The following is a 14,350-nucleotide window of genomic DNA, read 5'->3' as shown; positions in this document are numbered from 1 at the left end:
TTGTCACCGCTGTGTAACGGGGTTTTGCGGATAATCGGGCAAAGGTCTACTTTTCAAAGACCCCGGCCCTGCGGGCGATGGCGCTTAAACGATTCACCGATGTGCGGCATCTGGTCGCTGCACCCTTTCTTCCCCTGCGAGGAAACACCCATGAATCAGCCCTGCCCCGGCCGCGTGAGCCGTGCGCGCCACGGTCATGTGCATTTGATCGGTCTGGACCGCGCTGCCAAGCGCAACGCCTTCGACCTCGACCTGCTCAACGACCTGGCCCTGGCCTATGGCGAATTCGAGGCCGACAGTAACGCACGGGTGGCGGTGGTGTTCGGGCATGGCGAGCATTTCACCGCCGGGCTCGATCTGGTCAACGCCAGTTCTGCCCTCGCCCAGGGCTGGCAGGTGCCGCCCGGCGGTTGCGATCCGTGGGGCGTTTTCGTCGGACCACGGGTCAGCAAACCGGTGATCGTCGCTGCGCAGGGTTACTGCCTGACCATCGGCATCGAGCTGATGCTCGCCGCCGACATCAACCTGTGCGCCAGCAATACTCGATTCGCGCAGATGGAAGTGCAGCGTGGGATCTTTCCGTTCGGCGGTGCGACATTGCGCTTTCATCAGATCGCCGGCTGGGGCAATGCCATGCGCTGGCTGCTGACCGGCGATGAGTTTGATGCCCATGACGCCTTGCGCCTAGGGCTGGTGCAGGAAGTCATGGCCAGCGAGGATCTGCTGCCACGCGCCATCGAACTGGCCGAACGGATTGCCCGGCAGGCGCCGCTGGGCGTGCAGGCGACGCTGATGTCGGCGCGTCAGGCGCGCTATGAAGGCGAGACCGCAGCGGCTAAGAGCTTGCCGCCGCTGGTGAAGAAGTTGCTGGCCACTGAAGACGCCAAGGAAGGTGTGCGCTCGCTGGTGGAGCGCAGGCCCGGCGTTTTCAAAGGCCTTTGAAGATCAGGTCGCCGGACGGATGCAGTTGATCAACGTCTGCAACGAGTAGCCCAGCTTAGGCGCCAGCGCTTCAGCCCGGGCGGTCAGCGCCTGCATGTCCAGCACCTGATCAAGATCCGCCGGCACGATCAGAATCACATTGCCCTCCTTCACCGGCAGCTCCCAGTAATGCCGGTGATAGAGCCCGCGCAGCAGCGCCGCGCCCAAGGGTTTGCCGTCATCGGTGGCCCATTGGTTGATCACCAGCCAGCCACCGGGATTCAGACGTTTCTGACAATCGCCGAGGAAATTCCACGCAAGGTGCCCCGCGCCGGGACCGACATCGGTGTACAGATCAACGAAGATCAGATCCGCCGGTTCTGCTGTCGGCAGCAGTTCTAGAGCATCGCCAACGCGGATGTACAGCCGTGGATCGTCATCCAGCCCGAGGTATTCGATGGCCAGACGCGGTACGTCGGGGCGCAGCTCGATGGCTTCGACATCTTCCAGCGGCAGGAACTTGAGGCAGGCCTGGGTCAGCGTTCCTGCGCCCAACCCGAGAAACAGCGCGCTCTCCGGTTGTTCATGACACAGCGCACCAATCAGCATCGCCCGGGTGTAGTCGTACTCCAGCCAGCTCGGGTCGGCGGTAAACACGCAGCTTTGCTCAATCGCATCGCCGAACTCCAGAAAGCGGTAGTCGGCCACTTCCAGCACGCGAATCACGCCGAACTCATCCTGTACCTCGGCGAGCAACAGCTCGACGCGCTCCTCAGTCATTTCGTCTCCTGGTGGTCACCGGGCGCGGTGACGCGATGGCACCGCTGCGGTGCCGTGGCAAAGCGGCGATTGTCGGCGAAGCGGCGGGAGCAGGTCACGTACTAATTGCTGCTAACATGGCCGTCCGTGCGTAGAACCTTAGAGACCGTGATGAGCCAACCCTGGAGCCCTGACAGCTGGCGCGCCCTGCCGATCCAGCAACAACCCCAATACCCCGACGCCGCGCATCTGCGCCAGGTCGAGCAGACGCTGGCCAGCTACCCGCCGCTGGTGTTTGCCGGCGAAGCGCGCGAGCTACGCCGTCAGTTCGCCGAAGTCACCCAGGGCCGGGCCTTCCTGCTGCAAGGCGGCGACTGCGCAGAAAGCTTTGCCGAGTTCTCCGCCGCGAAGATTCGCGACACCTTTAAAGTGTTGCTGCAAATGGCGATCGTCATGACCTTCGCTGCCGGTTGCCCGGTGGTCAAGGTCGGGCGCATGGCCGGCCAGTTTGCCAAGCCGCGCTCGGCCAACGACGAAACCATCGACGGCGTGACCCTGCCGGCCTACCGCGGCGACATCGTCAACGGTATCGGTTTCGACGCCGCCAGCCGCGTACCGGATCCGGAGCGTCTGCTGCAGTCGTATCACCAGTCCACCGCCACCCTCAACCTGCTGCGCGCTTTCGCCCAAGGCGGTTTTGCCGACCTGCATCAGGTGCACAAGTGGAACCTGGACTTTATCGCCAACTCGGCGCTGGCGGAGAAGTACAGCCATCTGGCCGACCGCATCGATGAAACCCTGGCCTTCATGCGCGCCTGCGGCATGGACAGCTCGCCGCAACTGCGCGAGACCAGTTTCTTCACCGCCCACGAAGCGCTGCTGCTGAACTACGAAGAAGCCTTCGTGCGCCGCGACAGCCTGACCAACGATTACTACGATTGCTCGGCGCACATGTTGTGGATCGGCGACCGCACCCGTCAGCTCGACGGCGCCCACGTCGAATTCCTGCGCGGGGTGAACAACCCGATCGGGGTCAAAGTCGGCCCGAGCATGAACCCCGACGACCTGATCCGCCTGATCGACGTGCTCAACCCGGACAACGATCCGGGTCGTCTGAACCTGATCGCGCGGATGGGCGCGAACAAGGTCGGCGATCACCTGCCGGCGCTGATCCGCGCGGTACAGCGCGAAGGCAAGCAGGTGCTGTGGAGCTCCGACCCGATGCACGGCAACACCATCAAGGCCAGCAGCGGTTACAAGACCCGCGACTTCGCGCAGATCCTTGGCGAAGTGAAACAGTTCTTCCAGGTACATGAAGCGGAAGGCAGCTACGCGGGCGGCATCCACATCGAGATGACCGGGCAGAACGTCACCGAGTGCATCGGTGGCGCGCGGCCGATCACTGAGGATGGCTTGTCGGATCGCTATCACACCCACTGCGACCCGCGGATGAATGCCGATCAGTCGCTGGAACTGGCGTTCTTGATCGCTGAAACGCTGAAGCAGGTTCGTCGCTAAGGTTCGATATCTTTAGCGTCTGAGCTGGCCTCTTCGCGGGCAAGCCCGCTCCCACAGAGTTTGTGTCGTATGCAATTTATGTATTCGACACACTACTTGTGGGAGCCTGGCTTGCCAGCGATGGCGGCAGTTCAGTCACCACCAAACCGAGCCAGCGCCATCCGCAACCTCCCCGCACTTTCCCGCTGACAATTGAGCTGCACCTGCTCAAGCCCCAGCCAGTCCGCCATGCGCCGCAAGTTCAGCGCCAGCGCCAGCATCCCCGCGTCATCCAGTCCGGTTTCTTCCTCGTGCACCGCATGCACCGCCAACCGCCCAGCCGCCCGTTCGGCGCGCAGATCAACCCGCGCAGCGATCCGTTCGTTGTGCAGAAACGGCAACACGTAATAGCCGTAGACCCGTTTATCCTGCGGCGTGTAGATCTCCAGCCGATAGCGGAAATCGAACAGCCGCTCGGTGCGGCTGCGTTCCCAGATCAGTGAATCGAAGGGTGACAGCAGCGCGCTGGCTTCGACTTTTCTAGGGACTTTCGGCTCGGGCAGGCAATAAGCAATCTGGCGCCATCCGGCGACTTCGCAGGTCAGCAGTTGTCCGTCCTCGACCAGTTCCGCCAGGCGCGGGCGCGCATCGGAGGGGTTCAGCCTGAAGTAGTCACGCAGGTCCTTTTCCGTGCCGACACCCAACGCCTGCGCTGCATGCAACAGCAAAACGCGTTGCGCCTCGGCTTCATCGAGCAGTGGCTGGTGCAGCACAGAAGCCGGAATCACCCGCTCCGGCAAGTCATACAACCGCTCGAAACCACGACGCCCGGCCACAGTGACTTCGCCGGCAGCGAACAACCATTCCAACGCGTGCTTCTCCGCGCTCCAGTCCCACCACGGTCCGGCCTTTACCTGGCGGGTCGACAGGCTACCGGCGCCCAATGCACCCTGCTCTTCGACCGACGCCAGCACCCGGCGGATGGTGTCCTGTTGCTCGCGACCGAAACGCGCCAATTGCTGATAGATGTCTTCACCGCGCCTGGCCCGCTGCATGCGCCAGCCCATCAACGGGTACATCGACAACGGCAGCAGCGACGCTTCATGGCCCCAGTATTCGAACAGCGAACGACGTCGCCCCGAACTCCAGGCAGCCTGGTCGAGCAAATCGGAAGAATAGGAACCAAGACGAGAAAACAGCGGCAGGTAGTGCGAGCGCACTACGGCGTTGACGGAGTCGATCTGCAACAGGCCGAGACGCTCGATCAGCCGGTTGAGGTGCATGGCCTTGACAGCCGGCGGCTGGCGCCCGTGAAACCCTTGGGCAGCCAGTGCCAGACGTCGAGCCTGTTTAAGGGGGAAGGACAGCGTCGCGGGCATGTGTACCTCCATGTCTGCTCGCAACCTACCTCACTTGAAAGTGGTTTGTGTAGCAATGGCCTCATCATTTATGCATCGGATCGTCCCAGAACGGCCGCACCGACTCATGTTCGACATCGGCACGGCTGACCCCGATGTCCTTCAACGCTTCGTCGCTCAGGCTGGCGAGCAGTTCGCGTTCGCGGTGAAGTTCGTACCAACGGCTAAACTTGTGCAGCAGATCGGAAATCAGATGCATCGGTACAGCTTTTTGATCACTTACATAGAGTTTTTGACCTTTCATCGTGTTGCCCTCCTTTAGGGATGGCTCAAGTCTCCCGCCAGAGCTACGATCAATCCAACGAATGTTTCTGATGGCATGCATCACGGAGATTCATCAATTGTCGGCGTATCCCAGTATCGATACCGATGTCCTTCGCACCTTTGTCGCAATTGCCGATCAGGGCGGTTTCACCCGTGCCGGCGAGATGGTCAACCGCACCCAATCGGCGGTGAGCATGCAGATGAAGCGTCTGGAAGAGGATGTGTTGCAGCGCCAGCTGTTCGAACGCGACGGGCGTCAGGTGCGCCTGACCGCCGAAGGCCAGGTGTTGCTTGGCTACGCGCGGCGCATCCTGAAATTGCACAGCGAGGTGTTCAACACCCTGCGCGAGCCGCACATGGTCGGCACGGTGCGGATCGGCACGCCGGATGACTACGTGATGCGGTTTCTGCCGGGGATCCTGTCGCGCTTTGCCCAGTTCTATCCGCTGATCCAGATCGAAGTGCATTGCGAGTCGACCAAACAGTTGCTGCAACGCACGGATCTGGATCTGTCGATTGTCACCCGTGAGCCGGGCAACGAAATTGGCCAGTTGTTGCGCAAGGAGCGTTTTGTCTGGGCCGAGGCGCAGAACTTCAGCGCCCACGAACAGACGCCGTTGCCGCTGGCGATGTTCAACAGTGATTGCTTCTGCCGCCTGTGGGCCTGCAATGCGCTGGACGCGATGGGCCGCGAATACCGGATTGCCTACAACAGCACCAGCCTGTCGGCGCTGATGGCAGTGGTGAGCGCCGGCCTGGCGATCACCGCGCAACTGGAAAGCCTGATTACCCCCGACATGCGGATTCTTGGAGATGCCGAAAATCTGCCGCTGCTGCCCGAGGCCAGCATCATGCTGATCCGCAACCTCAACAATCCCTCGCCGATCACCGAGTGCCTGGCCGAGCACATCGTCGAAGGCTTCAAACTTTAAACGCGAGCATCACCGCGCACAGCACCAGGAACCCGCAGAACAGCCCACGCAGGAGTTTTTCCGGCATCGCGTGGGCCACTTTCACGCCCCAACTGATGCTGGCCAGACCGCCGATGGCCAGCGGCAGGCCAATCATCCAGTCCACTTCGTGGTGCACCGCGTACGTCACCAGCGTGACACCGGTGCTCGGCAACGCCAGCGCCAGAGACAGCCCCTGAGCGACCACCTGAGTGGTGCCGAACAGGCTGGTCAGCACCGGCGTCGCCACCACCGCCCCGCCGACACCGAACAAACCGCCCATCGCGCCCGACGCCGCGCCGAGTACGCCCAGCCATGGCCATGAATAACGCATCTCGGACGTCGCCGCCGGGCGAGTGCCGAACATGCGCACCAGATTGTAGGCCGACAGCGCCACGAGGAACGCGACAAACCCGATGCGCATGGTTTGCGCGTCGATACCCACGGCCCAGATCGAACCGATCCACGCGAAACAAAATCCCATCACCGCCAGCGGCAACGCATGGCGGAGTTCAATGCGGTTGCGCTGGTGATAACGCCACAGCGCCAGCATCACGTTCGGCACCACCATCACCAGCGCCGTGCCTTGGGCGATTTGCTGATCAAGCCCGAACCACACGCCCAGCAGCGGAATGGCGATCAAGCCACCGCCGATGCCGAATATCCCACCCAGAGTGCCGAGGGCGGCGCCAAACAACAGGTACAGCAAAAACTCGATCACAGCACAATTCCTCATACGTCAGTCAGCTCATCGTACGCAGTCGGCGCTGGCACGGAAACGCACAGCAACGCACAATGGCTGTGCCAACTTCGCATAGGCGCTGAGCTGATCGATGAACCCCAATCAATTGACCGAACAACTCGGGCTGTTTCTCGATGTGCTGGAGAGCGGCAGCTTTTCTGCGGCTTCGCGCCGGCATCCGCTGACGCCATCCGCCGTTGCCCGGCGCATAGACAGTCTGGAAAGCGCTGTCGGCAGTCAGCTGTTCATCCGCAGTACCCATGCGGTGCGGGCCACGCCGGCGGGTCTGGCATTTGCCGAACGGGCGCGGCGGATTGTGGCCGAGTTGCAACTGGCCCGGGCCGAAGCGGTGTCCCTGAGCAGCGCCCCGGAAGGCCTGATTCGGGTGGATGCGCCGGCAGCATTCGGGCGTCGGCATCTGGCGCCGGTAATTGCCGATTTTCTGGTGCTGTATCCGGGGCTCGACGTGCAACTGCATCTGATCGACAGCTTTGTCGACATGGACGGTTCGAACCTGGGCAAGGTCGATCTGGTGTTGCGCGCCGGGCAGATGGCCGACACCCGGCTGGTGGCCACGCCATTGGCGAGCATCGTGCGCATTGCCTGCGCCAGCCCCGACTATCTGAAGCGTCGGGGCGTGCCGGGCGAGCCCGCGCAATTGAGCGAGCATGACGGCCTCGATTGGGACGGCCTCGCCCCACCCTTCGCCTGGCGATTCGCGCAGGACGGGCAGATGCAATTGCATCGCCCGGCGCGGGTACGCATGAGCGCCAACAACGCCGAGGCGTTGGTCTGCGGTGCACTGGCGGGGCTTGGGATTGCGCATCTGCCGACCTGGCTGGCCAGCGAATACCTGTTGCGTGGCGAGTTGCTGCCGCTGTTCTGTGAAAATGGCCTGCCAACGCCGGAAAGCGCCGGCATTTACGCGCTGCGGCTGCAACAGCAGGCCAGCTCCCGCAGCCGCCTGTTGCTGGAGTACCTCAAGACCCGGTTCAGCCCTGTGCCGCCGTGGGATCTGGCCCTGCAACGGGAGCTGGGCCGGCACTGACCGATTCACCACCGGGCACAATTGTCTGGCGCATTAAAGATTCGAGCGCTAGATTCATCTGCATTACCGTTCAAGGCACCGACATGACCACCGACCGCAACACCACCGATCATTGCGAAGATCTGCTGCTCGACAATCAGGCCTGCTTCGCCCTGCATTCCACTTCGCTGATGATGACCAAGGTCTACAAGCCACTGCTGCAAGCGCTTGGTCTGACCTATCCGCAGTACCTGGCGATGATGGTGTTGTGGGAGAAGGATGGTTTGACCGTCGGAGAAATCAGCACGCGCCTGCTGACCGATCCAGGGTCGCTGACCCCGTTGCTCAAGCGTCTGGAAGGTGAAGGATTGCTCAGCCGAACGCGAAGCCGTGAGGATGAGCGAGTGGTGATCGTAGAGCTGACTGCCCAGGGACGCGCCTTGAAAGACAAGGCCCGGACCGTGCCGCAATGCATCCTGGGGGCCAGCGGCTTCACGCTGGAGCGCCTGCAAAACCTGCAAGCCGAGTTGCAGGCCTTGCGGGGTCATTTGCAGGACAGCCTCACTTAAAGATTCCCCTTTCCTGTGGGCGCTGCCTTGCGCCCGCAGGCATATCGCACCTTCCCCCGCTTATCCTCGAAAAAATTTTCCTCTCGTTTCAGATTCAAAAAAACCTTCTATATCAAAAACTTGAGATCACGACCCTGCCCGATTCAAGTGTCAATTCCCGCTCTCTTCAAAAATTTATCTTGCGCGCTAAATATTTGCGCAGTACATTCACTTCGCACCTAGTTAGCGCGCAAACAATTAGCGCAACAAACCACACTTGATGAGGCTCACACCATGCAAACTCTCTACACCGCAATCGCAACTTCCACTGGCGGCCGTGACGGTCGTGCGATTTCCAGCGACAACGTCCTCGACGTCAAACTGGCCACCCCGAAAGAACTCGGCGGTGCTGGTGGCGCGGCTACCAACCCTGAGCAACTGTTCGCCGCCGGCTACTCGGCCTGCTTCATCGGCGCCCTGAAATTCGTCGCCAGCCAGACCAAACGCAAAATCCCGGACGACGCCTCGATCACCGCTCACGTCGGCATCGGCCAGATTCCTGGTGGTTTCGGTCTGGACATCGACTTGCACATCAGCCTGCCGGGTCTGGAACAGGCTGACGCACAAAGCCTGGTCGACGCAGCCCACCAGGTCTGCCCGTACTCCAACGCCACCCGTGGCAACGTCGATGTGCGTCTGCACGTCACCGTGTAATCACTGACACTCAGGCCCGTACAGGAAATGAACATGAACACTTTCAGCAAAGTCTTGACCGGTACCCTTCTCGCCCTGTCCATCCACAGCGCATTTGCCGGGGAGGTTGAGCACAACACCCAGGCGTTTCTCGATGTGCTGAATGCCGGCACCGGCAAACCGATGGAACAGCTGACGCCCAAGGAGGCCCGCGCCGTGCTGACGGGCGCGCAGTCGGGGGTCAAACTGACGCTGCCCAAGGCGGACGTCAGCGAGAAAACCATCCAGGTCGATGGCCAACCGTTGAGCCTGACCATCGTCCGGCCGGCCGGGGTCAAGGGCGAGCTGCCGGTGTTCATGTTCTTCCACGGCGGCGGCTGGGTGCTGGGGGATTTCCCGACCCACGAACGTCTGGTGCGGGATCTGGTGGTCGGCTCGGGGGCGGCGGCGGTGTTCGTCAATTACACCCCCTCGCCGGAAGCGCATTACCCGGTGGCGATCAACCAGGCTTATGCCGCTACAAAATGGGTGGCCGAACACGGCAAAGAAATCAACGTCGACGGCAAGCGTCTGGCGGTGGCGGGCAACAGCGTCGGCGGCAACATGGCGGCAGTCGTCGCCTTGATGGCCAAAGACAAAGGCACCCCGGCGATCAAATTCCAGGTGCTGCTGTGGCCGGTAACCGATGCCAATTTCGACACCGGTTCGTACAACCAGTATGCCGAGGGACACTTCCTCACCCGCAACATGATGAAGTGGTTCTGGGACAACTACACCACCGACGCCAACCAGCGGAACGAGATCTACGCCTCGCCGCTGCGGGCCACCACTGCGCAGTTGAAAGGTCTGCCGCCTGCTCTGGTCCAGACTGCGGGGGCCGACGTGCTGCGTGACGAAGGTGAAGCCTACGCCCGCAAACTCGACGAAGCCGGCGTGCCGGTGACCTCGGTGCGCTACAACGGCATGATCCACGACTACGGTTTGCTCAACGTGGTCAGCCAGGTACCGGCGGTACGTTCGGCGATGCTGCAGGCCTCGGAAGAACTGAAGCAGCACCTGAAAAAGTAACTTTCATCAGGCACAAAAAAGCCCGACTCAATGGTCGGGCTTTTTCTTTCCGCAAAAAGCAGTGCTTATTTGGCACGGCCTTTGTAGGAACCGCCTTCGCGGGTATCGATCTCGATCATGTCGCCGATTTCGATGAAGTCAGCAACCGACAGCTCGGTACCGTTCTTCAGCTTGGCAGGCTTCATCACCTTGCCGGAAGTGTCACCGCGAGCGGAACCTTCGGTGTAGTCGACCTGACGCACGATGGTGGTCGGCAGCTCTACGGAAACCAGACGCTCTTCGAAGAACACGGCTTCACAAACGTCGGTCATGCCTTCTTCAACGAAAGGCAGAACGCTTTCGATGTCTTCGGCGTTCAGCTCGTACATGGTGTAGTCGGTGGTGTCCATGAACGTGTAGGTGTCGCCGCTGATGAAGGACAGGGTCGCTTCTTTGCGGTCCAGGATCACGTCGTCCAGCTTGTCGTCCGCACCGTAGACGGTTTCGGTCTTGTAACCGGTCAGCAGGTTCTTCAGCTTGGTCTTCATGATCGCGCTGTTACGGCCCGATTTGGTGAATTCAGCTTTCTGAACCAACCAAGGATCGTTGTCGATACGGATCACGGTACCGGGTTTGAGTTCTTTACCAGTTTTCATTGCGAATATCCGAATTTGGATGGGATTTACAAAAATCTAGGCCGCGTATCATATCCAATTTCGGTAAAACTGTACCAGCGCCGTCGCAAGATCCGCCTGCAAGGCCTGTTCCAGACACCACGCGCGGGCATTTTCCTGCAGTTCGGGCCAGTGTTTGCGGGCCTCAAGCCAGTGGTCGCCGATAGTCTGCCCGGCACTCCAGGCCCGCCAGAGACCGTTCATCACCTCGGCGGCGGCAGGCGAAAGGCGGTTTGTGTAGAGCGCAAGAAAGGCGTCGAGCTTGTCCAGATGGATGTCTTCGTCCTGCTGATAGATGTGCCACAACATGGGACGGCCAGCCCACTGGGCCCGGACAAACGAATCCTCGCCGCGTACCGCGTTGAAATCGCAGCACCAGAGCAATTGATCGTATTGATCCTGACGGACGAACGGCAGCACCTGCACGGTCAGCGACTGACGAACGTGCATTGCCCCGACCGCCAGCAACTCGACCCCGAGCCAACGGGCGACATCGCCGAGAATCCGCCCTTCCGGCACCAGCAGATGGGTAGGCTTGGAGTCAGCCGCGAGCACATCCAGCCAACTGGCGAGCCCGGCATTCTCGTAGGCAAACAGCGAGATCAGTTGCGCATCGGGTGCAGGAACGATCCCCAGACCTTGCAGGAATTGTCGCTGCACCTTGGGATCCTGCTGAAACTGCTGACGCCGCTCCAGCAAACCCCTTTCACGCAACAAGCCGCCAGTTCCAGGCTGAAATCCCGGAAAGAAAAAGTACTTCTGCACCGACTTGTACTTCACCGACGGCAGTCCGTGGCACCCGACCACCCAGTCTTCGGCACTGAGGTAGTCGAGGTTCATCCACAACGGCGGTTTTTCCCTTGCGGCCATGGCGTCCATGTAGACGCTTGGCAACTGGCAGGCAAACGCAGCGATCACCACGTCGGCCGCATCGGCCTCCTGCCACTCGGCTGGCCAGTGCCGGACTTCGACGCCCTGCTGCCATTGCTGATCGAGGCCGATGTCGATTTCGGGACAAATGCGTTCGAAAGCGCGCAGATCATCGACCCACAGTCGCACCGCCACTGCGTGCTCGCTGACCAGTTGTCGGGCCAGACGCCAGGTCACGCCGATGTCGCCGTAGTTGTCGACGACCGTACAAAAAATGTCCCAGCGGGTGTTCAGTTGCGGCATTCAAGGCTCCCGTTGGCAAAAGCACCGATTGTCCGCATAAATCCCTCCATGCAGAAGAGCCGACGACAATTAATCTTCGTGCGACAATCGACTCCCGCCCGCACTCATCCGCCAGGAGGCAGTCATGCCCTATCGTCCCAACCCGCGTCGCCCCTTGCCTGTTCAGCTTAGCGCGCTGCAATTGACCGGCAGCATTGCCTTGGGTGTGTGGCTGGGTTTCCTGGCCATCGCGCTGACATGCTGGCTCGCTTCTTTACTCTTCAGCCGTCAGTTGCAACCCGTGGCGGAGGCGGTGCAACAACTGAGCAAGCCTCCGGTGGCCGCCCAGCCACAGCCAGAACCTGAACCACAAAACCGCCTGTTCGAGCAGTACGAAGAAAACCTGCGCAAGAACGAGCAACAGGCACGCCTGGATCAGGCCCGTGGCAGCACACGCAATCTGTCGAACCCCAAATGCCAGTTCTGGCTGCAACAGGATCAGACGGCCCCTAGCGAAAAGAGCCGCGCCAATGTCCTGCAATTCTGCGATTGATCATGAATAAACAGACCGTTCACCAACTGATTCTCGACAAACTGCGCGTTGACCTCGACATCGCCGAACGCGCGGCGCTGACCGCTTACGAAACCGCGACCCACGAAGAGAACATCGCCGAAAACAAGTACGACACCCTGGGACTCGAGGCGTCGTACCTGGCGGCAGGCCAGGCGAAACGGGTCGAGGAGATTCGACAGTCACTGGCGCTGTGCCAGAACCTGACGCTGCGCGCGTATGACGTTCAACGAGGGATTGAAGTCGGCGCCCTGCTCGGTCTGGAGGATGAAAAGGGTCGCGAGCAATGGCTGTTTCTGGCGCCGGATGCGGCGGGCGTGAAAGTCGACGTGGTGGGCCAGCCGATTACCGTCATCACCCCCCGCTCGCCGCTGGGCAAAAGCCTGCTGGGCAAGTTCGAGGGTGACGAGGTGGAGATTCTGGTGGCGGGCACCCGGCAACAGTTTGCTGTCACCGAGGTGCTGTAGACAGGGACTTAATGGACGGGCAGTTCGACACCATCGAACAGCTCTTCCAGTTCCTGCTTGTTGTGGCACTGAATGGCCTTGGCCATGACTTCGCGGGTCAGGTGCGGCGCAAACTTCTCGATGAAGTCGCACATGAAGCCGCGCAGGAAGGTGCCGCGACGGAAACCGATCTTGGTCACGCTGGACTCGAACAGTTCGCTGGCATCGAGCACCACCAGGTCGTTATCCAGTTTGGTGTCGACCGCCATTTTCGCCACGATGCCAACACCCAGGCCCAGGCGCACGTAGGTTTTGATCACGTCGGCATCGGCAGCGGTGAACACCACTTTCGGCGTCAGGCCGCGGTGGCTGAAGGCTTCGTCGAGTTTCGAACGACCGGTGAAACCAAACACGTAGGTCACGATCGGGTATTCGGCCAGCGCTTCGAGAGTCAACTTCGGCAGCTTGGTCAGCGGGTGGCCCTGGGGCACGACCACGCAACGGTTCCAGCGGTAGCACGGCATCATCACCAGATCGCCGAACAGCTCCAGCGCTTCGGTGGCGATGGCGAAATCGACGGTGCCATCAGCGGCCATTTCGGCGATCTGCATCGGCGAACCCTGGTGCATGTGCAGCGCCACGTCCGGGTATTGCTTGATGAAATTGCTGATCACCGGCGGCAGTGCATAACGTGCCTGGGTGTGGGTGGTGGCGATCGACAGGGTGCCTTTCTTCTCGTTGGAGAATTCCTGGGCGATCTGCTTGATGCTTTCGACCTTGCGCAGAATCTCACCGGCAGTGGTGATGATGCGCTCGCCGGCCGGAGTGACGCGGGTCAGATGCTTGCCGCTGCGGGCGAACACTTCGACGCCCAGTTCGTCTTCCAGCAGACGGATTTGTTTACTGATGCCCGGTTGCGAGGTGTAGAGGCTTTGGGCTGTAGCGGAAACGTTGAGGTCGTGGTGCGCCACTTCCCAGATGTAGCGCAATTGTTGAAGCTTCATATGAATCCCTCAAAGCAGGTAGACGCCACGGGCATCAGCGACGGTATATAACTATATTAATGGTTTGAAGAATAAATCTAGAACTTTTTTATCAAAGTGCCATTATTCCTGCTTCAGCGATCCTCCCGACGCCGACGCTCCACCAGCGGCACCAGATAAACCGGTACCTTGGACAATTGCAGCAGCCGGGCTGCCGTTCGCCCCAAAGGCGTTTCCGCCCCGACCCCGTGGCTGTGACTTCCTACGATCAGCAAATCGACAGAGAGTTTCTGCACCTGATCGAGAATCACCTGTGACGGATCGCCCTGCAGCACCCGCACCGCGCGTATCCGCTGCAGGTCCTGCTCGCCCTCGTCCCCCAGCTCTTCACGAAAACTGTCGAGCACCCGCTGCTCGATATTGGCGATGACAGTTTTCAGACCCTGACTGTGAAATTCGTTCAACGCCTGTTCGTCGAGATAGCTCTGCAACACCGATTCGGCGAACAGCCCCATGGGTTCCACTGCGTGCACCACGTACAGGTCGGCATTGAACGTTCGCGCCATCGCCAGGGCATGCTGCATCACTAACGGTGCGTACAGACCCAGGTCAGTGGCGTACAGCATCGAACGAATCATATGACCTCCTCGCGTGCCAA

General features: G+C 60.7%; 17 protein-coding genes. 9 read left to right on the top strand and 8 right to left on the bottom strand.

The window, feature by feature from the left end; all coding sequences use genetic code 11:
- Positions 1 to 150 precede the first annotated feature (150 nt).
- Entirely contained in the window at positions 151 to 942 is a 792-nt protein-coding gene (locus ACTJK7_RS20695; RefSeq protein WP_064383294.1) for a crotonase/enoyl-CoA hydratase family protein, read from the top strand.
- Between the two features lie 3 nt (positions 943 to 945).
- Here the strand turns inward: ACTJK7_RS20695 and ACTJK7_RS20690 are convergent, their stop codons facing one another.
- Positions 946 to 1,701, bottom strand: a complete 756-nt coding sequence (locus ACTJK7_RS20690) for a spermidine synthase (RefSeq protein ID WP_007955705.1) — start codon at positions 1,699 to 1,701, stop codon at positions 946 to 948.
- Positions 1,702 to 1,851: 150 nt separating this feature from the next.
- On the opposite strand from ACTJK7_RS20690, the gene ACTJK7_RS20685 reads away from it, so the two are divergent.
- Positions 1,852 to 3,198, top strand: a complete 1,347-nt coding sequence (locus ACTJK7_RS20685) for a class II 3-deoxy-7-phosphoheptulonate synthase (RefSeq protein ID WP_039770450.1) — start codon at positions 1,852 to 1,854, stop codon at positions 3,196 to 3,198.
- A gap of 131 nt (positions 3,199 to 3,329) precedes the next feature.
- Here the strand turns inward: ACTJK7_RS20685 and ACTJK7_RS20680 are convergent, their stop codons facing one another.
- On the bottom strand, positions 3,330 to 4,556 hold the full coding sequence (locus tag ACTJK7_RS20680) for a winged helix-turn-helix domain-containing protein (protein ID WP_440780172.1): 1,227 nt from the start codon (positions 4,554 to 4,556) through the stop codon (positions 3,330 to 3,332).
- A 64-nt stretch (positions 4,557 to 4,620) separates the two neighbouring features.
- Entirely contained in the window at positions 4,621 to 4,839 is a 219-nt protein-coding gene (locus ACTJK7_RS20675) for a DUF1127 domain-containing protein (RefSeq protein ID WP_064383300.1), read from the bottom strand.
- A gap of 97 nt (positions 4,840 to 4,936) precedes the next feature.
- Here ACTJK7_RS20675 and ACTJK7_RS20670 point away from each other — a divergent pair, with 97 nt between their 5' ends.
- Positions 4,937 to 5,791, top strand: a complete 855-nt coding sequence (locus ACTJK7_RS20670; protein WP_170844876.1) for a LysR substrate-binding domain-containing protein — start codon at positions 4,937 to 4,939, stop codon at positions 5,789 to 5,791.
- Here the strand turns inward: ACTJK7_RS20670 and ACTJK7_RS20665 are convergent.
- Positions 5,781 to 6,530: a sulfite exporter TauE/SafE family protein gene (locus tag ACTJK7_RS20665; RefSeq protein WP_064383301.1), complete on the bottom strand. Its 750-nt coding sequence runs from the start codon at positions 6,528 to 6,530 to the stop codon at positions 5,781 to 5,783. The two genes, ACTJK7_RS20670 and ACTJK7_RS20665, sit on opposite strands and share 11 nt — an antisense overlap.
- Before the next feature lie 112 nt (positions 6,531 to 6,642).
- Here ACTJK7_RS20665 and ACTJK7_RS20660 point away from each other — a divergent pair, with 112 nt between their 5' ends.
- The 4 genes from ACTJK7_RS20660 to ACTJK7_RS20645 all read left to right on the top strand — a co-directional run bounded on the left by ACTJK7_RS20660 (position 6,643) and on the right by ACTJK7_RS20645 (position 9,887).
- On the top strand, positions 6,643 to 7,599 hold the full coding sequence (locus ACTJK7_RS20660; protein WP_085655145.1) for a LysR family transcriptional regulator: 957 nt from the start codon (positions 6,643 to 6,645) through the stop codon (positions 7,597 to 7,599).
- Between the two features lie 83 nt (positions 7,600 to 7,682).
- Positions 7,683 to 8,147, top strand: coding sequence for a MarR family winged helix-turn-helix transcriptional regulator (locus ACTJK7_RS20655; protein WP_064383306.1), 465 nt, complete (start codon positions 7,683 to 7,685; stop codon positions 8,145 to 8,147).
- 273 nt (positions 8,148 to 8,420) lie between these two features.
- Positions 8,421 to 8,840: an organic hydroperoxide resistance protein gene (locus ACTJK7_RS20650; RefSeq protein WP_007940002.1), complete on the top strand. Its 420-nt coding sequence runs from the start codon at positions 8,421 to 8,423 to the stop codon at positions 8,838 to 8,840.
- 33 nt (positions 8,841 to 8,873) lie between these two features.
- Positions 8,874 to 9,887, top strand: coding sequence for an alpha/beta hydrolase (locus ACTJK7_RS20645; RefSeq protein ID WP_011335302.1), 1,014 nt, complete (start codon positions 8,874 to 8,876; stop codon positions 9,885 to 9,887).
- 65 nt (positions 9,888 to 9,952) lie between these two features.
- Here the strand turns inward: ACTJK7_RS20645 and ACTJK7_RS20640 are convergent, their stop codons facing one another.
- Both ACTJK7_RS20640 and earP read right to left on the bottom strand, forming a co-directional pair.
- A complete protein-coding gene (locus ACTJK7_RS20640) occupies positions 9,953 to 10,522 on the bottom strand; it encodes an elongation factor P (protein WP_003226785.1) in 570 nt (189 codons plus the stop codon).
- A gap of 48 nt (positions 10,523 to 10,570) precedes the next feature.
- Positions 10,571 to 11,713: an elongation factor P maturation arginine rhamnosyltransferase EarP gene (earP, locus tag ACTJK7_RS20635; RefSeq protein ID WP_108562907.1), complete on the bottom strand. Its 1,143-nt coding sequence runs from the start codon at positions 11,711 to 11,713 to the stop codon at positions 10,571 to 10,573.
- Positions 11,714 to 11,837: 124 nt separating this feature from the next.
- On the opposite strand from earP, the gene ACTJK7_RS20630 reads away from it, so the two are divergent.
- Together ACTJK7_RS20630 and ACTJK7_RS20625 are read left to right on the top strand one after the other, a co-directional pair.
- Complete coding sequence (locus ACTJK7_RS20630; RefSeq protein ID WP_011335304.1) at positions 11,838 to 12,245, top strand: hypothetical protein; 408 nt, start codon at positions 11,838 to 11,840, stop codon at positions 12,243 to 12,245.
- Between the two features lie 2 nt (positions 12,246 to 12,247).
- A complete protein-coding gene (locus ACTJK7_RS20625) occupies positions 12,248 to 12,730 on the top strand; it encodes a GreA/GreB family elongation factor (RefSeq protein ID WP_108562908.1) in 483 nt (160 codons plus the stop codon).
- A gap of 8 nt (positions 12,731 to 12,738) precedes the next feature.
- Here ACTJK7_RS20625 and cysB read toward each other — a convergent pair whose 3' ends face one another.
- On the bottom strand, positions 12,739 to 13,713 hold the full coding sequence (gene cysB / locus ACTJK7_RS20620; RefSeq protein WP_003183769.1) for an HTH-type transcriptional regulator CysB: 975 nt from the start codon (positions 13,711 to 13,713) through the stop codon (positions 12,739 to 12,741).
- Between the two features lie 113 nt (positions 13,714 to 13,826).
- Entirely contained in the window at positions 13,827 to 14,330 is a 504-nt protein-coding gene (locus ACTJK7_RS20615; protein WP_007955683.1) for a universal stress protein, read from the bottom strand.
- Positions 14,331 to 14,350 lie beyond the last annotated feature (20 nt).

Origin of the sequence: Pseudomonas sp. 22085 (assembly GCF_052045815.1) — a bacterium.
Taxonomy (GTDB): domain Bacteria; phylum Pseudomonadota; class Gammaproteobacteria; order Pseudomonadales; family Pseudomonadaceae; genus Aquipseudomonas; species Aquipseudomonas glycinae.
This window is presented reverse-complemented; position numbering and strand designations above follow the sequence as displayed.